Annotated in this window: 12 protein-coding genes; 6 read left to right on the forward strand and 6 right to left on the reverse strand. The window is 42.7% G+C overall.

Annotation, left to right across the window (positions count from 1 at the left end; translation table 11 throughout):
• Positions 1-40 precede the first annotated feature (40 nt).
• Positions 41-1,522: a GAF domain-containing protein gene (locus PZB74_RS05255; protein ID WP_302241305.1), complete on the reverse strand. Its 1,482-nt coding sequence runs from the start codon at positions 1,520-1,522 to the stop codon at positions 41-43.
• 237 nt (positions 1,523-1,759) lie between these two features.
• Between PZB74_RS05255 and PZB74_RS05260 the strand changes: the two genes are divergently transcribed.
• Both PZB74_RS05260 and PZB74_RS05265 read left to right on the forward strand, forming a co-directional pair.
• A complete protein-coding gene (locus tag PZB74_RS05260; RefSeq protein WP_302241307.1) occupies positions 1,760-4,729 on the forward strand; it encodes a serine hydrolase domain-containing protein in 2,970 nt (989 codons plus the stop codon).
• A 179-nt stretch (positions 4,730-4,908) separates the two neighbouring features.
• A complete protein-coding gene (locus tag PZB74_RS05265) occupies positions 4,909-5,085 on the forward strand; it encodes a hypothetical protein (RefSeq protein ID WP_302241308.1) in 177 nt (58 codons plus the stop codon).
• A 68-nt stretch (positions 5,086-5,153) separates the two neighbouring features.
• Here the strand turns inward: PZB74_RS05265 and PZB74_RS05270 are convergent, their stop codons facing one another.
• Positions 5,154-7,127 carry an aconitate hydratase gene (locus PZB74_RS05270; protein WP_302241309.1) on the reverse strand — a complete coding sequence of 658 codons (1,974 nt, stop codon included), beginning with the start codon at positions 7,125-7,127 and terminating at the stop codon, positions 5,154-5,156.
• A 192-nt stretch (positions 7,128-7,319) separates the two neighbouring features.
• Here PZB74_RS05270 and PZB74_RS05275 point away from each other — a divergent pair, with 192 nt between their 5' ends.
• Positions 7,320-9,080 carry a 1-acyl-sn-glycerol-3-phosphate acyltransferase gene (locus tag PZB74_RS05275; protein ID WP_302241310.1) on the forward strand — a complete coding sequence of 587 codons (1,761 nt, stop codon included), beginning with the start codon at positions 7,320-7,322 and terminating at the stop codon, positions 9,078-9,080.
• On the forward strand, positions 9,077-10,099 hold the full coding sequence (locus PZB74_RS05280; RefSeq protein WP_302241311.1) for an NAD(P)H-dependent glycerol-3-phosphate dehydrogenase: 1,023 nt from the start codon (positions 9,077-9,079) through the stop codon (positions 10,097-10,099). The genes PZB74_RS05275 and PZB74_RS05280 overlap by 4 nt, the downstream gene beginning before the upstream one ends.
• A 57-nt stretch (positions 10,100-10,156) precedes the next feature.
• On the opposite strand, the gene PZB74_RS05285 is transcribed toward PZB74_RS05280, so the two are convergent.
• From PZB74_RS05285 to PZB74_RS05295, 3 genes are all read right to left on the reverse strand, one after another.
• The gene (locus PZB74_RS05285) at positions 10,157-12,556 is read right to left on the reverse strand and encodes an OmpA family protein (protein WP_302241312.1); all 2,400 of its coding nucleotides are present in this window, start codon (positions 12,554-12,556) and stop codon (positions 10,157-10,159) included.
• A gap of 159 nt (positions 12,557-12,715) precedes the next feature.
• Positions 12,716-13,972, reverse strand: coding sequence for a M48 family metallopeptidase (locus tag PZB74_RS05290; protein ID WP_367281467.1), 1,257 nt, complete (start codon positions 13,970-13,972; stop codon positions 12,716-12,718).
• Between the two features lie 58 nt (positions 13,973-14,030).
• Positions 14,031-15,065, reverse strand: coding sequence for a PorP/SprF family type IX secretion system membrane protein (locus PZB74_RS05295; protein WP_302241313.1), 1,035 nt, complete (start codon positions 15,063-15,065; stop codon positions 14,031-14,033).
• Positions 15,066-15,435: 370 nt separating this feature from the next.
• Here PZB74_RS05295 and PZB74_RS05300 point away from each other — a divergent pair, with 370 nt between their 5' ends.
• Positions 15,436-20,787, forward strand: a complete 5,352-nt coding sequence (locus tag PZB74_RS05300) for a T9SS type B sorting domain-containing protein (RefSeq protein WP_302241314.1) — start codon at positions 15,436-15,438, stop codon at positions 20,785-20,787.
• 49 nt (positions 20,788-20,836) lie between these two features.
• Here the strand turns inward: PZB74_RS05300 and PZB74_RS05305 are convergent, their stop codons facing one another.
• Entirely contained in the window at positions 20,837-21,316 is a 480-nt protein-coding gene (locus PZB74_RS05305) for a DUF2062 domain-containing protein (protein ID WP_302241315.1), read from the reverse strand.
• Between the two features lie 272 nt (positions 21,317-21,588).
• Here PZB74_RS05305 and yaaA point away from each other — a divergent pair, with 272 nt between their 5' ends.
• Complete coding sequence (gene yaaA, locus PZB74_RS05310; protein ID WP_302241317.1) at positions 21,589-22,362, forward strand: peroxide stress protein YaaA; 774 nt, start codon at positions 21,589-21,591, stop codon at positions 22,360-22,362.

The following is a 22,362-nucleotide window of genomic DNA, read 5'->3' on the forward strand; positions in this document are numbered from 1 at the left end:
TCACACATGTATGTAGTGGCCATTGCGGCCTCTTCTCTCTTTATTCTTTTTTGTACTTAGCGGCCATTTTGTCCATCATACGTGAGCGCGCCTTATCTTGTTTAGCGGCTCTCTCTGCCTCTACCCGCTGTGCTTCTTCATTTATTTTTTTAGCTTCTTCCAGTTCCTGTAGTTTGGCCTGTAATAGTTGCTGATTTGCTTCCAGCTCTTCGCGTAACCTTTCTGACTGCTCCTGTGTAGCCTGTAGCTCTTCCATATTCTGCCGCATTTCTTCTTCCTGCGCTCTAATCTCTTCATTCTGCTGCTGAGAGGCTTGTAATAACAGCTTCGTCTTTTCGTTGATACTGTTGTTTTTCAGCGTTGCTGCAATGTTTTCGCCCAGGGTCTGTATAAATTCTATCTCATGTGGAGCAAACTCATTAAAGGAGGCCAGTTCCAGCAAACCTTCCACCTCATCATTAATTTTAAGAGGTACAATTAGTAAAGAACGAGGAGTAGCTTTTCCCAGGCCGGAAGTTATATTTACATAATCCGAGGGTATTTCGGTCAGGTAGATGGGTTCTTTCTCCAGGTAGGCCTGGCCCAGCAAGCCCTCTCCCGGCGCTATACTTTTTTTCAGGTACTTCTTTCTATTATAGGCGTAGCATGATAGAAGTTGAATTTCTTTCTCTCCCTCATCCTCTTTTACCAGAAAAAGCCCCCCCTGGTTAGCCTCCAGATATTTAATAATGTAGGCGATAACGCGGTCGCCCATAGACTTGGCATTGTCATAGTCACGCAAAATACTACTTAGCTTAGCTAGACCTTCTGAAGCCCACTGTCGTTTTTTCTCTTCTTCCTGTGCATTTTTTAGCTGCTCTATGCTAGCTTTCATCTCTACCTCCGACTGGGCTATCCGCTGATTTGACTCTTCAGCTTCCTCCAATAAGCGAGCGGTTTCTTTTTCTGCCTGCTGGTTCTGATACACCAGACTAAATACTCCGCCAAAAGCAAAAAGCACACTATTAATAATAGCCATAGTACCTACATAGCCTTCGCGTATGATAGAAGCGTCTACCTCAGGCTCCCATAGCCCCTTGGTATAGTCAAAGGTCATGATAATAGCAATGGCAATAGCTGAAAGTACTGCCATATAAGTCTTTTCTCTCAGGTCAAATACCAGAAAAACAATGATAGAAAAGCTTAGCTCTACCATGTATACGCCCAGCACAGGGCTGTCGGTAGCCGAGGATAAGCCCATATTGTATGTAGCTGACAGCACTAAAGGCAATAAAGAGATAATGATGCGAGCGAGCTTATTACTGCCGGCTTTGTTCAGCATGATACTTCCAAAAGAAACGCCTAAGCCTAGAATAGGCACAATGGTCAAAGGGGGGAAGTAGATAGCAGAAAGTATAATAAAGGGTATAGCCACCCCAAAGCCAACAATAAGACCGATAATGTTAGATACTCTAATTTTACCTTGCAGGTAGGAGGGCTGCTGAGGTAGCACTCCTGAATTGATCACTTTATTTAGCGCCATAAGTATACAGTAAACAATTGATTATTTTAGTCAAAAATAACTAATCCATTTGCCTACACTACACAAAGTATTTATTCAATATTACATTCCCTGCTGGCAGGATAAATTGTATAGATTTCAGGGATTGCGTGAACGTTACCCTAATAAAATTGATGCTTTGTAGTTTTTTTAATATAGCTCTACTTTATTCGTTATTTTGCCGCAACCAATATTCATGTAACAAACCGGATACAGTATATGAAGTTAAAAATTTGCTGGTGGGCCGCATGTTTAGCCCTCCTTAATTTGGTAAGTTATGCCCCCGCGCAGGCGCAGGAGAAAACCCCGCCTCCTTTTCTCCAGTACATGCAAAGCAGCTGGGTAGACTCTGTGCTTAACAGCCTGAATACCGATGAGCGTATAGCACAGCTTATTGTAGCTGCGGCTTACTCAAACCGTGACGCTGCCCATATGCAGGAGCTACAGACCCTGGTAAGAGATCATAAGATAGGTGGTTTTATCTTTTTTCAGGGTGGCCCCGGCCGACAGGCTAGAATGGTAAACCAATTGCAGGAAGCCTCTGAGGTGCCGCTTATAATAGCCATGGATGCCGAATGGGGCCTGGGTATGCGACTGGACAGTACGCTCAACTTCCCCTTTCAGATGGCCCTGGGAGCTATTCAGGACGATAACATGGTCTATCAGATGGGTAGAGAGGTCGCGCGTCAGTTTAAGCGTGCGGGTATGCATATCAACTTCGCTCCGGTGGTAGATGTCAATAATAACGCGCAAAACCCTGTTATTAACTATCGCTCTTTTGGAGAAGATAAAGAAAACGTAGCCCGTAAGGGCATTGCCTATATGAAAGGGATGCAGGATGAGCATATCCTAACTACTGCCAAGCATTTTCCTGGCCATGGAGATACCGATACCGATTCTCATTATGCTTTGCCTCAGATTAATCATAATCGTGCCCGCCTGGATTCGCTGGAGCTTTACCCCTTTCGCAAGATTATAGAAGAAGGTGTAGGTGGTATAATGGTGGCTCACTTAAACATACCGGCCCTGGATGCTACCCAAGGCTTACCCTCTACCCTCTCTAAGCCTATTGTAAGTGGACTGCTTAAAGATGAACTGGGCTTTGAAGGGCTAATAGTTACCGATGCTATGAATATGAAAGGCGTAACTGCCGGCAATGAGCAGGGAGTTGTAGATAAAGACGCTATTCTGGCAGGAAATGATGTGCTGGAGTTTACAGAAAATGTACCTAAAGCTATCGCAGAAATTAAGAAAGCTGTAGCTCAGGGGCTAATCAGCCAGGAAGAGATAGACCTGCGCTGCCGTAAAATGCTGGCGGTAAAACAGTGGGTAGGTCTACATGAGAAGCAGTCTGTTCAGGTAAAAAATATTGCCAACGAACTCAATACCCCTACTGGTAAGCTGCTTAACCGTAAGCTTATGGAAGCGGCCTTAACAGTATTAAAGAATGATAATAAGCTTTTTCCGGTACTCAGACTGGATACTTTAAAGGTAGCCGCCATATCTATGGGTGCTAAGAGAGAAACAGCTTTTCAGCAGATGCTGAACCGCTATACCAAAGTAGACAACTTTGTGCTTGACGAAAAAGCCAGTCAGTCGCAGGTGAGCAGTATAAAGAGCAAGCTTGCCGGCTATGATATTGTTGTTGCCGGAGTGCATGACAACAGTAAGTATCCGCGTAACCGTATTAGCTTTTCTGCCCCTCTGATGCAACTGGTATCTGATATAGCCGCTATGGACAATTCTATCCTTGCGGTATTTAAAAACCCTTATGTGCTCGACAAACTTAAAAATATAGAGCAGGCAGAGGGTCTTATTATTACCTATCAGGACAATACAGACGCTCAGGAGCTGGCAGCACAGCTAATTTTTGGAGGAGTAAGTGCCAACGGAAAGCTGCCGGTAAGTGTAGGTAGCAAGTTTAAAGCCGGAGATGGACTGGAGGTAAAAGGGCATATCCGTTTCAATTACACCTTACCCGAAGATGCCGGTATGAACTCACAGATATTACAGGCGGGTATAGACTCCTTAATGTGGGAGGCCATTCATAACAAGGCGATACCAGGCGGACAGGTATTGGTAGCCAAAGACCAGAAAGTAGTCTTTTACAAAGCTTATGGGCTTCATTCCTACTTTGATACTGTTGAGGTAAAAAAAACTGACCTTTATGATCTGGCTTCAATCTCTAAAGTTGCTACTGCCCTACCAGCCGTTATGAAACTACACGATGAAGGCAAGTTTGACCTGGAAGCAGGTATAGATGATTACCTGCCATATTTTAAAGGTTCAAATAAGGCAGATGTCCCTTTCAGGGACATCCTTGCCCATCAGGCTCGTTTTAAGCCCTGGATTCCTTATTGGCAGAATACCCTGAGAGATAATGGAAGCCACAAATGGTTTACATTTAAAGAGGACTCATCTCGTAGGTTTCCGGTGAAAGTATCGGATAATCTCTGGCTACATCGTAACTATAAGAAGAAAATTTTCAGGGCTATTAAAAAGTCTCCTCTGGAAGTAGAGAAGAAGTACCTGTACTCAGGCTTATTATTTTATCTGCTGCCAACTATAGTAGAAGAACTTAGCGGTGAGGATTTCCTAAGCTTCATCAACGAAAATTTTTATGGCCCACTGGGTGCTACTACGCTTACTTATAACCCTATGGAAAAATTTGACAAGCAGAGAATTGTACCTACAGAGCACGATTTTTTGTTTCGGCAGGAGGCTATACATGGCAGCGTACATGATGAAGGAGCTATTATGATGGGAGGCGTTTCTGCCAATGCAGGCTTGTTTGCCAATGCTAATGACCTTGCCAAACTAATGCAAATGTATCTGAATAAAGGGGAATACGGTGGGAGGAGATATATCAGCGAAGCTACTGTTAATGAATTTATCCGCTATCAGTTTCCTGAAAATGATAACCGCCGTGGTTTAGGGTTTGATAAGCCCAACCTGGAATACAGAGGAGAGAACAATAATACTGCAAAAGATGCCAGCCCATCCAGTTTTGGACATTCAGGTTTTACGGGAACGTTTACCTGGGCCGATCCGGAACACAAGCTGGTGTATGTTTTCCTGTCAAATAGAGTACATCCTACCCGAGCCAACACCAGGTTATATAAGCTGAATACCCGCACTAATATACAGCAGGTACTTTATGATGCTATAGAACAGCCACCCATTAATTAATGCCTATACAATACATCTCCACATCTCTAGCCTCATATGAGGCTTTTTTTGTACCCATATATTTGAATACCAAACACCTATAGTTTTACTATTAAATTTATTTATATAATTATTTTAATATTATTTAATAATATGTTATATTGATGTAAGTTTTGTTCTTATAAATAACTTTTACAAATATGTTCGGATTATTTAAAAAGCCCAGTAAACAGCCTGCGGTAGAGTCCGTAGACCTGAAGCCAAAAGGTGTGCATCATACTGTATCGTTTGCAAGCTCTTATGATGATACCTGGGCACATATTCGTACAGAAGCCAAGAAACAGTATGTGGATGATAAAAGAAGGCTGGCCGTATGAGTATGTTAAAATAAAAGCTTCGCGATACACTATCACGAAGCTTTTTTAATATTATGCTGTCAATATGATTAAGCTTCCTGATCTACATTTTTCATGCGGAAATAGTTAATTACTCCCCCTGCTAATAACACTTGCACCTGCCTGTTGCTAAGCTGATAGGTAAGTTCAATCTCTTCGTTTTTACTTTCGTTAATCAGCTTCACATCTTTACCATTTTCAAGAGCTTCACGCAGACCTTGTAACTTAATTGTATCGCCCTGTTCTATCTTGTCATAATCTTCAGCATTCTTAAACTCTAAAGGTACTATACCAAAGTTGACAAGGTTTTGCCAGCCAATACGTGCGTAACTTTTAGCTACTGCCGCTACCTGTCCCAGGTAACGAGGCGCTAATGCAGCATGCTCTCTACTAGAACCCTGAGCATAATTTTCTCCAGCTACTACTATATGTCCGCTATGCTTAGCTTGTGCTTCCTTAGCACGCTCGTAAAAGCTATCGTCTATGATAGAGAATGACCATTTGCTGATTTCCGGGATATTACTACGGAACGGAAGCACTTCTGCACCAGCTCTTAAAATTTCGTCGGTACTGATGTTATCCTGCATTTTTAACATAACCGGAACCTTATATTCGTTCTGAAGCTCATCAAAGTCTGGTAAAGACTTTACGTTAGGCCCTTTTTCCAGCTCAATGACATGCCCGTTTTCCGGTGGCTTTACCAGCAATTCAGTATTAATAATTTCTTTCTCGGCAGGTAGATATTGCGGGTACTTCATCTCATAAATCTTTTCAAGATCACGAGGGTCGGTAATTTTGCCGGTAAGTGCTGAGGCAGCAGCAGTTTCAGGGCTACACAGATATACCTGATCGTCCAGTGTGCCGGAGCGGCCCGGGAAGTTTCTCGGCATGGTTCTCAGACTGATTTTTCCGGTGGCAGGAGCCTGCCCCATACCGATACAGCCCATACAACCTGCCTGATGAAAGCGAGCCCCCGCATGTATCAGGTTTTTAAAAGCATCAGTAGCAGATAGGTTTTCTATCATCTGCCGTGAGGTAGGGTTGACGTCAAAAGAAACGTCTGCATCAGTAGTTTTACCTTTTACTATTTCGCTCACTACCCAAAAGTCACGGAAACCAGGGTTTGCCGATGAGCCTATCACGACCTGGTGTACAGGACGTCCTTCTACCTCTCTTACCTCTTTTACATTGCCAGGGCTGCTGGGCAGGGCTATCAGCGGCACCAATTCATCCAGCACAATTTCATCATGCTCGTCATAAGTAGCCCCCTCGTCAGGTTTTAGCTCACTCCACTGGTCTTCTCTCCCCTGCGACTTCATAAAAGCATGCACTTCCTCATCTGAAGGAAATACGGTAGTAGTTGCTCCTAACTCAGTACCCATATTGGCAATTACGTGCCTGTCCATAGCCCTTAGCGAATCCAGACCGGGACCATAGTACTCTACAATCATGCCCCGACAACCTTTTACATCATAGCGGCGCAGCATCTCCAGCACCACATCCTTGGCACTTACCCAATCGGGTAGCTTACCTGTCAACTTTACGCCTAATACTTTAGGCATTTTAAAATACAGGGGTTCACCTGCAATGGCAAAGGCTACATCCAATCCTCCGGCACCCAGAGCCAGCATGCCTAGGGCGCCTCCTGCCGGGGTGTGGCTATCTGAACCCACCATAGTTTTGCCAGGTACACCAAAACGTTCCATGTGTACAGGGTGGCTTACGCCATTACCTGGCCGGCTATACCATATGCCAAATTTGGCTGCCGCAGATTTGAGAAACACGTGATCATCCGCATTCTTAAAGTCAGTTTGCAGTAGGTTATGATCTACATACTGAACTGACACATCAGTCTGGGCGCGGTCTACGCCCATAGATTCCAGCTCCAGCATCACCAGAGTACCCGTGGCATCCTGAGTTAGGGTCTGATCTATTTTAATGCCTATTTCCTCACCCGGCTTCATTTCTCCTTCTATCAGGTGAGTATTGATTAGTTTCTGAGCTACATTAAGAGGGGATGACATAATCTTTAGGTTTAAAAAATTTACAAAAAGTCTATTGCCTGAGATGGCAAAGAGGAAGAAATAATAATAGTAAAACAGACTCCTGCACTAAGTGTTTGAATGAGTAGAAATTAGTAAAGTAGCCGGTACCACAAGAAGTATTTTTTTATCTTAAACATATCTGGCTCCTAATTTTTTTATCTTTCAGCGCTTATGAAACTTTTTTCCAGGAATAAGAGAACGATTAGCGGCTATCAGCCCATACTACCTACCCGCAAACACTGGCCGGTAGTGCAGCTTAGCCAACAGCAGGATAAGTTTGTAGATGAGGTAATTATGAGCAGCATGGAACGCTTACTGGCAGAAGCGCCTAATGCTTATCAGCTGATAGACGAGCTGGAAACGACCCTCTACAGGGAGCGCTTACGGATCAGGCAGAACCCATGGGCGGTAGACCCTGAGGATGAGGAAACCTTCTGGAAGAATATTAAAAAGCAGCTAGTGGAGCTATCTACCCACCACACCTCTAGTGATGAGGCCAGTCTTGCTGCACACTTTGAACAGGCAAAAGCTATACTTAAAGAGATTGTGTCGCGCTACGCTCACGAAATTTCCAGTACCTTTAAACCTTCTTCTTACCGGGTAGCCAGAAGCCTCGTTACCTTCGGCTTTGCCAGGCTGCTTAATGCTTCTCGGGTTAAGGGCTTCCGCTCGTTTTATAGCAATCAGTACTCTCTTCGTGATAAGATTAACATTATTGGAGAGGTAGAACAGCTCAGGGAGTTGGCCCAGAAAGGGACTATAGTTATGGTGCCTACCCACTTTAGCAATCTGGACTCAATCCTGATTGGTTGGGTAATTCATGAGCTTGGGCTTCCGCCCTTTATTTATGGGGCGGGGCTTAACCTGTTCAATATTAAAGTACTAGCCTATTTTATGAATAGCCTGGGAGCTTATAAGGTAGACCGTCGTAAGAAAAACAAAGTATATATAGAAACCCTCAAGGCCTACTCCCGACAGGCTATTCGCTGGGGCTGTCATAGTCTCTTTTTTCCTGGGGGCACCCGCTCCCGTTCTGGTAAAGTAGAAGACAAACTTAAGCTAGGCCTGCTTGGCACAGCCATGGAAGCTCAGCGCCTGAACTACGAAGAGAGTGCCAAAAGCGGAGAAGAAGCAGAAAAAATATTTGTAGTGCCAGTAGTGCTCAACTATCATTTTGTGCTGGAAGCTCCCAGCCTCATTCGTGATTATCTGCGCATAGAAGGACAGGAGCGTTATTATGTAGAAACAGATGAATACTCAACCTCATCTAAGATTATCCGGTTTCTGTTTCAGTTTTTTACCGAGGGCTCCGATATTTCTGTAAGCTTTGGAAAAGCTATGGATTTGATGGGCAACCCGGTAGATAAGGATGGGCGAAGTCTGGATAAGCATGGCAGAGTCATTAGTATGCGTGAGTACTTTTATAGCAATGGTAAAATCAGGCGCGACACTCAAAGAGAAAGCGAGTACACCCGTATGTTGGGCGAGGCCATTCTCAAATCTTACCATATTAATAATCGGGTATTTTCCAGCCACCTGGTTGCTTTTACTGCCTTTCAGATGATTAAGCAGAAATACCCTTATCTGGATCTTTACAATCTGCTAAGGATACCTGAAGATGAGCAGGTTCTGGATTATGATAATTTTCGTACAGCCTTTAATACCCTCCGAGAGGAAGTTTTCCGCTTGCATAAGGCAGGAAAGGTAGATATTGCACCGCACCTAACACAGCAGATTGATCAGGCAATTACTCATGGACTTGATAATGTAGGACTTTATCATTCCAAAAGGCCTCTGCTAAAAAACAAAGAAGGAAACATTATCACTCATGACCTGAATACTTTGTTCTATTACCACAACCGCATGGAAGGCTACGGCCTGGAGCGTTTTTTTAAGCCACAAAACCAAAAATCACAAATTTCAGAAAAATGAACAAGCCATATATAGGCGTAGTAGGCGCGGGCAGCTTTGGGACGGTAATCGCCAACATATTGGCAGAGAACAACCCGGTGCTCTTGTATGCCCGCAGAAGCGAAGTCGTTGATGAAATGCTAAGCCTAAGAAAAAGAGGAGAGTATAAGCTGCATCACAACATACAACCTACCAATGATCTAAAACAAGTGGCGGAGCAGTGCCAGGTAATTTTTCCTATTGTATCGTCTGCCGGCTTTCGTGCCTCTATCGCTGACCTTTCTCCCTTTCTTAAGCCTTACCACATACTCATTCACGGCACTAAAGGGCTGGATATAGACTATAAGTCTTCGCAAGCTCTTAATCGTGAAAATGTAAGAACGATGAGTGAGGTAATCAAAGAAGAAAGTGTAGTGGTAAGAGTAGGCTGCCTGGCAGGGCCAAACCTGGCAAAAGAGCTGGCGGAAGAACAACCCGGTGCTACTGTAGTTGCCAGCCACTTTGATGAAGTGATAGAAATCGGACAAAAGCTTTTACGTAACCCTCGCTTTCAGGTCTATGGTAATAACGACCTTATAGGTATTGAGCTTTGTGGTATCCTTAAAAATATAATAGCGATTGCTTCGGGGGCGCTAAGCGGACTGGGGCTGGGTGAAAACTCCAGGGCTTTACTTATCAGTAGGGGTATAGTAGAAATGATCTACTTGGGCAAGGCCTTGGGAGGAAACATAGAAGCCTTTATAGGGCTGGCCGGAGTTGGCGATTTGGTAGCCACCTGTTTTAGTAAACATAGCCGCAACTATACGGTCGGGTATCGCCTGGCACAGGGCGAAACGCTTACAGAGATTATGGAAACTATGGAGGAGTTGGCTGAAGGCGTAAATACCACAAAAATTGTAAAGCAACTGGCAGACTACTATCAGGTAGGGGCTCCTATCACCCGAATGTTGTACAAAATACTATTTGAAGACCTGGCAGTAGAAAAAGCTCTGGACAGCCTAATGAAGATCCCTTTTACCGAAGATGTGGGTTTTATGTAAAAAAAAGTCCAGGCAATAACTCACCCGGACTCAATCATATATTAACAGAGGTTGAAATTATTTTTGGTACTCGTGCATATCTACCAGGCGTACTTCTACCCTTCTGCTCTCTTCCGGGCTTGACTTTTTGCTGGCAGTAGCTCCATATCCTTTGGCTACAATTCTTCTTCTAACCACTCCTCTTTGGTTAAAGAAATTGAGCACATCTATCGCCCTTTGGTTAGAGAGCTTGCGGTTTGTCTCTTCGTCTCCTTCAGGAGAAGCATAACCTGAGATCTCTACACCTAACTCTGGATGCTTGTTTAGTGCAGCAATTACCGTATTTAGCTGCTGCTTATCTTTATCTGTTACCTTACTTTCTCCTACGCCAAAGTAAATTTTATATACACCTTCAAGTAGCTGCTTATCATAATTAGATTTTACTACTTCTTTGTTCTTCTGCTTAATCGCCTCTTCGGTTACATAAAAAGTAGGGAGTGAATAAATCGTTTCATTACCCACTTTTTTGGCAATCAGGTCATCTTCACCCGTTTCATCATAGTAATAGGCTACTCCTGCTGATTCTATCTTTTCGTTATCTATTTCATTAAAGTCTACTTCATCAATAGGATTAGTAGTATACATAAGATCCAAAAGGTATTCAAAAGCAGCAGTATCCGTAGCAGCGATGATAGACTCCATCATATCGTACAAGTCAAGACTATCATTTTTAACCAACATAGCTTCATTTGCCTGTCGCACTGTATTGCTCGTCTTACCATGCACATCGTAGAAAGCGTTTTTAACGGTTACCTCCTGCCCTACAATGACGTCAAACTGCTTAATAGGTTTTAGGTGAATCTCCTGATACAACTCATAGAAATACGTTTGATTAGGAATATTCACGTTTACGGTATAGGGTAAGTAGCCTTCAGACTCAATAATAAGATCATAGTTACGGCCCGGAGGCAGTATGATCAGGTAATTACCAGTTTCTTTATCAGGGTTATATACATAATCTATCTTCTGGTTGCCTTCCACATCTACTACTTTAATCTGTGTGGGAACAGCTACTGGCTTCTCTCCAGCTAATATTCTACCTTTAATCAACGTCAAAGGAATATTGGCTTCGCTATCCGGCATTTCAAAATGGTAGATATCCTGTCCACCTTTTCCTCCTTTTCTTTCAGAAGAGAAATACCCGACTTTACCATTAGCAGTTAAGGTAAAGTAATTGTCATTGGTTGGCGTATTAATGGGATACCCCAGGTTTTCTGGCTTTTCCCACTTATTTCCGATGATATAACTCTTGAAAATATCGGTACCCCCCATAGTATTATGCCCATCCGATGTAAAAAACAATGTTTTACTGTCCGGGTGGATGAAAGGCGCATCTTCATTATTAGGGGTATTAATAGTTTCTCCCAGATTAACAGCTTTGCCCCAACTACCATCAGACTGACGCTCAGACTTGTAGATGTCCATACCACCATAGCCATCGGGGCGATTGCTGGCAAAGTAAAGTGTTTTGCCATCCGGTGTAATACTTGCTGCTGTCTCTAAAAAGCGAGAGTTTACACGACTACCAATATCTATGGGTGAACTCCAGCCTTTACCATCTTTACTAATGGAATAGATACTTCCGGTATTGTTTTCACCACCTACAAATATCATCATCTCCTGTCCGTCCGCAGAAATACCTGCGGTACCCACATTGTATTTAGTGTTTACTTCCAGCACTTCTGGGGTAGACCAGCTATTGCCTTGTTTATAGGCCGTAAAGATACGTTCAACAATTTTCCCTCTCTCTTCGCGTACGGCAGTATAGGCAAGCATGCTTTCATCTGCAGTTACCAAAGGATTGTACTCTGTATATTCTGAGTTGATATCTTCAAAACTACGGATGATAATTCCTTTATTCTCATTGATCAGGAAAAGTGCATTTTTGCATATCTTAAGCTGTTGATTTACTTCAGCTAATTCCTTTTTGTCTCCTGCTACTGACTTCTTGTATTTTTCGTAATGAGAAATTGCCTTTTCTATCTGAATATCTTTATGGTACATCTGCCCCAGATAATAGTGTATTTTTTCAGGGATTTCGCTTCCTGATTTACGGCTAAATGCACTTTCCAGATAAGGTAAGCCCTTGTACTGCTCATTCAATTGAGGGGCATAAGTATAACATACACCCAGGCGATAGTATACCATAGGGTCATTTACTCCGTTATCCACTGCCTGCTGGTATAGCGGCAGTGCTGCTTCGTAGTTTTTGGCAAGTTCGAAGAACTTGTTGGCCCGATCTACCAAAGCACCATCTGACCCTTGTGCCTGTACATAAGGAGTTAAGCACGTAATACTCCACACACATAGCAACAAAACACAGATTTTATGGTAACTCCAGGCCTTTTTTCTACCTTCTGTTTTTGCAAACAGACTGCTAATTCCAGATTTTACTTTGAGGTAATACACTTCTTTCATGTGCGACGGTTAATAAATTTAACTGTTTTTGTGCCTTAACAGACACATTTAACACTGACGAAAGCTAGATATTTTACCTGCCTAACTAAAACGGAAATACTTTCAAACCTGCAATGTGTAAGATTTGCAGATCAATGCAGTCCTAATTATATGTTTAACTTATGCTGTAGTATATTTTTTTATAGCGTTTAGGCGGGCTAGTAAAGGAGGGTGAGAATAATGAACAAACACATACCACGAATGAGGCAGCAGGTTGCTCATGTTATGTACAGACAACTTTTTTAGTGCCGCAGCCAAAGCAGTTGACTGATAAGTACTGGCGGCATAAGCGTCAGCTTCATACTCATTTTTTCTACTCCAGATATTCATGAGCAGACCAGTAACTGTACTAATTGGAGAGAACAAAATTCCGAAAGCTATCAAATTGATATGTACCGAAAGGCTATTGCCTCCCAGCGCATAAGATAAATTTTGGTTAAAGACCAATAATGACAAAATATAGAGAGTAAAGCCTATTTGAAGTATAGAGAAAAGCATACCTGTGAGTATGTGCTTCTTTTTGTAATGTCCTACCTCATGAGCAATTATGGCAACCAGCTCTTCCACACTATGATTTTCTATCAGAGTATCGTATAACACGACTTTTTTCTGCTTTCCTATACCTGAAAAAAAGGCATTGGACTTAGTGGAGCGCTTAGAACCGTCAATCACAAATACATTTTTGATTGGAAAATTGACCTTTCTCCCATATTCTTCTATAGCTGAACGCAGTTCTCCTTCTTCCAAAGGCCTTAGTTTATTAAATATCGGCACAAATATAGTTGTGTAAAACATATTAAGCACTAACATGACCACGGCAGCCACTGCCCAGAAGTATAGCCAGAAATTCTGACCGATATTAATAAGAAGAAACAAAAAAATGTAAGCTAAAACTCCACCCAGAAGGGCCGTCAATACGTACCCTTTGAGTTTATCCAGGCAGAATGTTTGAAGGTTCATTTTGTTAAACCCAAACTTTTCTTCTATAACAAAGGTGGCATATAACTGAAAAGGAATCGTAATTAAATCTGAGGCAATGTATAATATCCCAAAATATGCCAAAGCTCTCCACAACTGATCAGACACATAGGCTTGCAATTGAATATCTAACCATCCAAAGAAACCACTGGCTAACAACACCATTGATAACACAAAACTAAAGCTTGAGCTGAGCATTGAAAAACGCTCGTTAGCCCGCTGATAATCTAGGGACTGCTGATATTTATCCGCATCATATATACCCTGAAGGGCTTCAGGTAAACTATGTTTTTTGTTTTTACGATTGAGCGCGCTTAAAAATTGCTCTAACACAAAGTCGAGCACTACTATCAGCAGGATAATATATAGAAGAGTAGAAGCTTGCATAGAGAATATCAAAACACAAGCTTAGAAATTTTTTGTGAAAAGGAAAATGAAGAGCCAGGGATAATTGCTTTTAGAAGCGCGGACAAGGCAGGCTCATAATGCTTCTTGGCGGTTTACTCGGATCGCGAAGCGAAAAGTGGTATACCAAAGAAATTTCATGGGCACCTCCGCTCTGAATCCCTAAACCAGAAATGGTGTAGTCAAAGCTGTAGCCGATATTAATATCACCAACCATTAAACCCACTAGCGCAATTACTGATTCATTATTTGGAAATTCGTCTAACTGCCGAACTGGTAGTCCTCTGTACCACATACCAAATACAATAGGCTCATAAGTCAGATACATACCCAGATCTAACTGGTCAAAGTTACCTTGCTTTTTATACTGAAAAGTAGGTGTTAAGCTACGCTCAAGTCCTTTATCATTAAATCCATACCTACGAAAACCTGCTGGTAATAGTATGCGATATCCCCCATGAAAAGTGCTTTTCATCTGTAAGCGGCTTTCTTCACCTACCAGAGACTGATTAGGTGTATTTACATGATGAGCAGCATAACCAAAGTAGAAATTCTCACTAAAAATTAGCCCCCCCAGTGATAAATCCACAAAAAACTTACTTGTGCCAGTATTAAATTGTTCTGCAGATACATCTGAAATTACACCGGTTTCATCAAGCTGATCACCAAAAACAAGCTTGTCAAAATTGATATCTCGATTATAAAAGGCGACCTGTGCCCCAGGGCGGAAAGTAAGCCATTCGTTAATTCTAAGCTGATAAGCATACTGCAAACCCAAGCTAATAGACTGTAAACCAGCCAAGCCCTCGCGATCTCCGTTAAGAATAACGCCTACTCCACTATTATAATCCTCAAAAAAGTGGTCAAAATAAACAGAAGCAGTAGTAAAGTTAGCTTGTAAAGAAGGCCACTGGCTTCTGAAATTTAGGCCTACTCTGCTCAATTCGGTAGAACCTGCAAAGGCAGGATTCAGATATAGAGGAGCCGCATAATACTGTGAAAATTGCGGATCTTGAGCATATAAATGGCTAATATTAATAGTAATAAGGCCAAAAACAACGAGCAGCTTCGTAACAATCTTTTGCATCCAAACCTATTAGTTTACAGCGAATCGCTTTTTGTATAAGCGTTGAAAATTAGTAATTATTGTGAGAAAAGCCTCAATTAATCTCCTAAACCCTTGCTGTCAAAGATAGTTTTTGCTTATACATACTATTAAGAGTAAGCCTTAAATAAATTACAGGTATTGGAATTCTATGTTTTTGCAATAAAAGGATAAACATCAGGCACAAAAAAGGTTAGTCATTAAGAAGTATAAATACGTAAACTCAAGAAGTGAAGAACTACGCTTATTATTTTAAAGCGCCTAAAATGCTTACATAGCACATGAAAGCCCTGGTTTTTTCGTTATCATGCATACACGTAACTTTAGCATATATTATTAAGATAAAGGCAAAATGTTGAACAGATTCATCCTGATTGGAGCAAGTTTTTGCTGCCTTTTTTGCTGGTTAAGCTTGCTTTCTCCTACAGTTTATGCCCAGGGAAGAACGGATAATAACTGGATTTTCGGTAGTACCGGCCAGGGTATCCGTTTTAACTTCTCTGACGACTCACTGGCAAGCGACCCACAAAACAGCCAGGTGCTGGGACAAGGTAGTAGCGCGGTAGCCACAGATCCGCAGAGCGGAGAAATTCTCTTTTACACTGATGGTAGTATTGTCTATGATGCTCAGGGCAACACCTTTAATATCACCAATGGTGATCCCAATGGTGAGCAGCATGTCGTCATTTCTCCTATTCCTGGAAGTACAGATGAATTCTATCTTTTTTACAGGGATACTAATGGAGACCTTCAGTCATATACTGTTACTGTAAATACCAGCAGTGGCGGCTACCCAGCAATAAGCTCATTTAACGGTCCTAATGCTGTAAGTGGTTTCACCGATGCCGAAGCAGTTGCCCTTATTCCTAACCCCAATGGCGATAGTTACTGGCTAGTTTCTAAAATAGATGGCACCTCTACCTATCAGTATGCTGAAGTTACAAATGCAGGGGTAGGGCCTATACAAAACTATCAGGCTGGAGCGGATGGAGCCAGCAATATAGGTAACAGCACAGGTCTGGATTTTAATGCTGCCACTAATCAGCTGGCAGTAGCTGGTCAGAACGGATTTCATGTTCTAAGTTTTGATCCTCAAAGCGGCACTTTTGGGTATATCAATAGTGGCAATACTGCCGCTTACGATGTGGCTTGGTCAGGTGATGGCAGCAAACTTTACATCTCCGATGGAGCAGGAGGAAATATTTATCAATATAACCTGGACAATACGCCTCCAAGCTTAACATCTTTACGTAACGCGATTGGCCTGGGAGGAAGTTCTATAAACGGTCTACAGAGAGGGCCTGATGGAAGCATTTACTTTCTTTATGATCAGGGAGGGCAGTCTTTAGTAGGCAGTATTAATGATGCAGACAGTGTGTTCAATTTGCTTTCATATGATTTAGCTTTGTTGGACGGCACCGATTTTGGGGGCAGGCGCTTCTCTGAAACTGCTCCGGCAGCCACTCCTGATTATAGCTTTAACGTTAACCAGGTAGGCCAATGCGCTAACAATCCGGTACAGCTGATACCTCAGTTCCAGGATCCTAATATTCCCGAACCCGACAGCATAGTTTGGAATATAGATGGGCAAAACTTTAGTGGCATCTCTCCTACTTTTACTCCAGAGCAGGCAGCCTCATATACCGCTACCGCTTTTTGGGGAGACACATCTATTACAGTGTCTGGAGGAGCAAATGTTCAGCAATTTGACCTACAGATACCGCTGGTACAGGATACTACCATCTGCCCGGGAGAGCCTACTCCCTTAAGTGCAGAACCTCAAAGTGGAGGCGGACAAGGCGGAGGCACGGGAGGTGGAACTGGTGGAGGAAGTTATCAATACTACTGGAGTACAGGTGAAACCACCTCAGAAATAGAAATAGATGAAGCAGGTGTATACTGGGTGCTTGTCACCGACGCCTCTGGCTGCACTGCTTATGCAGAGTCTAACGTAAAAGAGTACCAGATAGAGAATCAAACTTATAACGTGTGGTATTTTGGTAATGGTGCGGGCATAGACTTTAATACGCTTTATGATAGAGATAACCCTGATGAAGGCGGAGAAATTACGCCTATTGGAGATGGAGCCCAGACCGCTCCCGAAGGCGTAGCAGCAGTATCAGACGGTAATGGGGATATACTTTTTTACACCGACGGTCAAACTGTATTTTTTAAAGACCGAACTACCGGAGACCATATAACCTTGCCCGATGCCAACGGCCAGCCGGTGCAAATAGGAAGCAAAGAGTCTAGTACCGTAGGCATGGTACAGGTGCCAGGGGCAGACGGAATGTATTACGTTTTTACGGCTACCCCCGTAGAAAGTGGTGCTTACGAACTTAATTATGCTATTGTTGACCTCAAGCAACAAGCAGTAATTTCTGCTAATAACCTTTTATTTAGCAAAAGCACAGAGCGTATAACTATATATGGTGGTAATGGAGGAAATGCCACATTGGTAGCACACGAATATGGTAATAATACTTTCCGTGCTTACCCTATTACTGAACAGGGTATTGGCTCTCCTGTGCTCTCTTCTGTAGGCTCAGTACATGACCTGGGCGAGCCCGATGAAGCCAGAGGGTATATGAAAATTGGTGGCGACTCTAGTGGCACTGTATTGGCTGTTGCCTTACCCGATCGTGTGGAGCTTTTCAATTTCGACACCCAGACATTAGAGCTAAGCGATCCGGTTACTGTAGATTTTAGTGGACAAAACGCCCAGCCTTACGGTATAGAGTTTTTTACAGATACTTTAGATAACACTGTATTGCTGGTATCTACAGACAATGGCCTTTTTACTACCAATATTGAACGTCCGGTTACAGAAGGTTCCATTACGATTACTCGTGACCCTGACTTTTCCGGAAACTACGGCGCTATACAAAGAGGTCCTGATGGACAACTTTATCTGGCACAGGAGGGGGCTTCCTCTTTGCTGGCCGTAAACGTAGATCCTAATACCGGAGATGTAAGCGAAGTTAATTCTGTAGAGCTCCCTAATGGAGCTACCAGTGGCTTAGGTTTACCAGACTATGTAGACTTTGGAGGCAACTCTTTCCCCGAGCCAAATATTACGGTAGACAATGCCTGTGTGGGCAACGAAATCAATTTCTCTGCACAGGGCCGAGATAATGTAATAGAGACTTATAGCTGGGAGCTTCGCAGAAGCGATGGTATTACAATAGGCCTCCCCGATTCTGTCAGATCATTACAGAGTTTTACATTTACTCTGGATAGTGTAGGCACTTATGAAGCCAGAGTTACCCTCTCTAACCCCTGCGACGCAGATACTGTTCTTATCCAGAGCTTTGATGTGGGGCAGTCAGCGGAGGTTACTTTACCAGAAAGTGTTAACCTATGTAATGGTGGAGTAGAGGTTAGTGCTATAGACCCAGGTACGCCTGATATTGCTAACTACACCTTTAGCTGGGTACAGGTAGGCCAGGTGGGTGGTGGCAATCTACCAGACCAGAATACCATTACCATTACTGAAGGCGGTGAGTACACTGTTACGGTTACCAATGTAGATGGCTGCGAAAGCGAAGGTTTTGTATTTGTGGTTGATACCAGGCCAGAGATTAACTTACCAGAAGACTTTACCCTCTGCCAAAATGAAACCAGAGAACTTGATGTAGAAATCCCTAGCCCTGGTGACCCCGGCTATGAGTGGATTGTCTTAGATGCAAATGATCAAACCGTAGCAACCAGCAATGAACCGGTTATTGAGGTAAGTGAATTAACACCTAACCCCGGTGTGTTCCGCTACACAGTTACTGTTACGGATGATGCTCCCGAAGCCTGCTTTATCCAGGATACTGTAGTAGTAACTATTGAACAAGCGCCCGTAGTTAGCGCTACAGCCCAACCTACTTCTAACTGTGGGGTAGATGACGGGGCTATTACATTGGACTTGAACGGAGCAGATCCTTCCACGCTTACTTTTAGCTGGACTAACTCAAGTGGCTCCGTAGTAAGTACTGTACAAAACCCTTCTAATCTGCCTGCAGGGGCCTATATCGTAAATGTAACCAATAGCCAGGGGTGTGTGGCCAATGCTAGTGCCGCCGTGGAAGATCAGGGTGCAGATTTCAATATTGATAATGTAAGTACCATTGATTCCGGCTGCGATGACAACAGCGGCATCATTACCGTAACTATTGATGACCAAAATACGCCAGCAGTATTTCCTGTTAGCTGGACTTTATCGGGCAATGGAGTAAACCGTAGTGGCTCTGCCCCTGCTACTTCTCGTGATGCCTCTGGTTTTACCCCTATTGATATTCCAGGGCTATCTGCTGGCTTCTACAATGTAGAAATCAGAAGTGCAGGAAACTGCTTACAAGCCAGAACAGATATAGAGGTTCCGGTAAATGAAGATTCAGTAGAATTTGACCTTGTAGAAAGCCCGATAAGTGTATGCGGTCCTACGGCTACTATCCGGGTAGATTACAACCCTACCGGAGGTGAGGTATGGCAATTCAGATGGTTCCGTCCAAATGGTACTGAAATACCTACTTCTGATAATCAAAGATCATCGCTTAATTTAAATAGTGGAAACTTCCAGTCTGGCGTTTATATGGTAGAAGTAACTAACCTGAACCGCCCAGATTTATGCCCTGGTACCCAGGAGGTAAGAGTTACTTTTGGTGATCCTTTTGATTTTGATATTGTGGAAGTAGAGCCCGATAATAGTTGCCAGACCGGAGAAAAGCAGTTAACGGTCAACTTTATACCAGAGAGTGCAGCTAGCCGCGATCTTATCTATAACTGGACACTTAATGGACAAAGTGTAGGTGCTTTACAAACTATCACAGTTAGAGAAAGCGGGAGCTACAACCTGAGCATCAGAGAGCGAAATAACTCTGCCTGTATTTTCAATGACGAACTACCCGTACAGGTAAGTCAGCCTATCTCTGTGAATATATTGTATGGAAATGCTTGTGCAGATGGCTCTTCTATCCCTCTTTTCGCCTCAGTAAGCACTGAAGGTACTGATAGCCTGACCTACCGTTGGTATCGTCCGGATGGCACACGCATACAAGCCAGTAACCCCGGTCCTGCCGGTGCAGGTGACTCTTTGCAGGTACTTGCAGACATGCCGGAAGGAGAATACAGAGTGGAAGTTGAAACTTCAGGAGGCTGCTTTGCGGAAGCCACTGCCAGCATAATGCGCAACCCCTTGCCAGATGCTGAACTAGGTCCTAGTCAGATCATTTGCACTCAAGACCCTGATCCGGCAATCAGCAGCGTAGTACTTGAAGTGGGCTTTGCGCCAGAGATATACTGGACTACCCCTAAAGGAGATTTTGTAAATACTAACAATGTAATTGCTGATGTGGGCGGTACATATATTGTAGAAATGATTAATGAGTTTGGGTGTAGTAGTATAGACTCAATTGAAATTGTTGACGACTGCCGTCCGAGAATTGTGGCACCTAATGCCTTCCGTCCGGATGGGGTTAATAACACTTTCTTTGTTTATCCTAAATATGTATCTGCGGAAGATTTTGATATCAAGATCTTTAACCGATGGGGAGAACTGGTATTTCAATCCAGCGACCCTAATTTCCGTTGGGATGGTACTTATAATGGAAAGGAAGCTCCTCTGGGCACCTATCCATACGTCATTCAGTACAAATCATCTACTAATGAAACCGGAGAACTATTAGAGCAAAGAGGAGGCATTACAATTGTGAGGTAAGCAAAACTAATGTCAATAAAAGAAAGCCGCTTTGGGATAAAGTATTATTCTAAAGCGGCTTTTTCTTTTTAAAGCGAACAATAATCATAAAAAAAAGCAGGTACAGTAACACCCCCAGCAAAACTGATACTATTGCCCAGGCCCCTAAAGCCCCTATAATAGAGTACCATATCTGATTCATATAACTGAGGGGAGCCAACTGAATATTTTCCACAATTTTTTCAGGCGCTATCTCCAGCTTTCCAATACTAAAAAGCCATTCTCCTAAACGGATAAAGGGTACAAAAAGGATAATCTGTAATGGCATTGCTGCATACAAGACCGCTATTGCTAAAGGAATATTAAGGCGCCACCAGGCGGCAATAGCAGCACAGACAGCTGTGATAAACCCGAATACAGGAATAATACCCAATACCACACCTAAGCTAATGGTAAGTGCCAATTTTTGCGCAGACATACCCTGACGTAAAAGCTTACGCAACAGTACCACAGCACGGCTTTGCTTTATTTTATCCAATATTCTCATCATCGTATTTGCTCTACCGCACAAAGAAGCAAATTATTTTTATGACTATGGTAAAGTAAAAAATTCAGCTTTAGTGTAAGTATTGTTTTCTTCGGCACTTACAATTATGTTTATATGCTAAACCAATAACGGCAAAGGTTTTTTCAGGGCTATGCCCTAATAAACCAGAACATTAATTTTCCGTTAAGGTTTTTGGACTATGGTAGACCTTTGTACTAACTCCAAGGTTCTCCAATAACATTGAACTTTTATTAAATATTCATCTTCACTGATTCATGATTAGTATCATTTCCCCCTCCAAAACTCAGGACTTTGCTGATGACAGTCTGGATATAAAAAAAATTAAACATACCGAACCCGCACTACTAGATGAGTCTGGGATACTGGTAAAAGAGCTTCGGAAAAAATCTGTTGCCGATATTGAAAGCCTGATGTCTGTAAGCGAAAATATTGCTACCCTTAATCATGAGCGCTTTCAGCAGTTTTCTACTCCTTTTACTACCGACAATGCACGCCAGGCACTACTGGCTTTTAAAGGTGATGTATATACAGGTATAGCCATACAAGAGTACAAAAAGGCAGATTTTGACTATGCACAGAATCACCTTTGCATACTCTCTGGCCTGTACGGTTTACTTCGCCCTCTGGACCTAATACAGCCTTACCGTCTGGAGATGAAAACCAAGCTAACTAATCCTAAAGGTAAAGATCTATACCAGTTTTGGGATACTAAAATTACAGAAGCACTAAACGAACGACTTAAGGGGCATCAGAGCAAGGTATTGATTAATCTGGCTTCTAATGAGTACTTTAAAGCCATAAAAACTGCTCAGCTTGATGCAGATATCATTACCCCTACTTTTAAAGAAAATAAAGACGGAAAATATAAGACCATCGCCATTTTTGCCAAAAAAGCAAGAGGCTTAATGGCCAACTACATTGTAAAAGAACGGATTGACAAACCCGAAAAGCTGAAAACATTTAACCTAGAAGGGTATGAGTATAGCGAAAACCTTTCGTCGGCAAAAGAATGGGTATTTGTTCGGTAA

The organism is Porifericola rhodea (assembly GCF_030506305.1).
Lineage (GTDB): Bacteria > Bacteroidota > Bacteroidia > Cytophagales > Cyclobacteriaceae > Catalinimonas > Catalinimonas rhodea.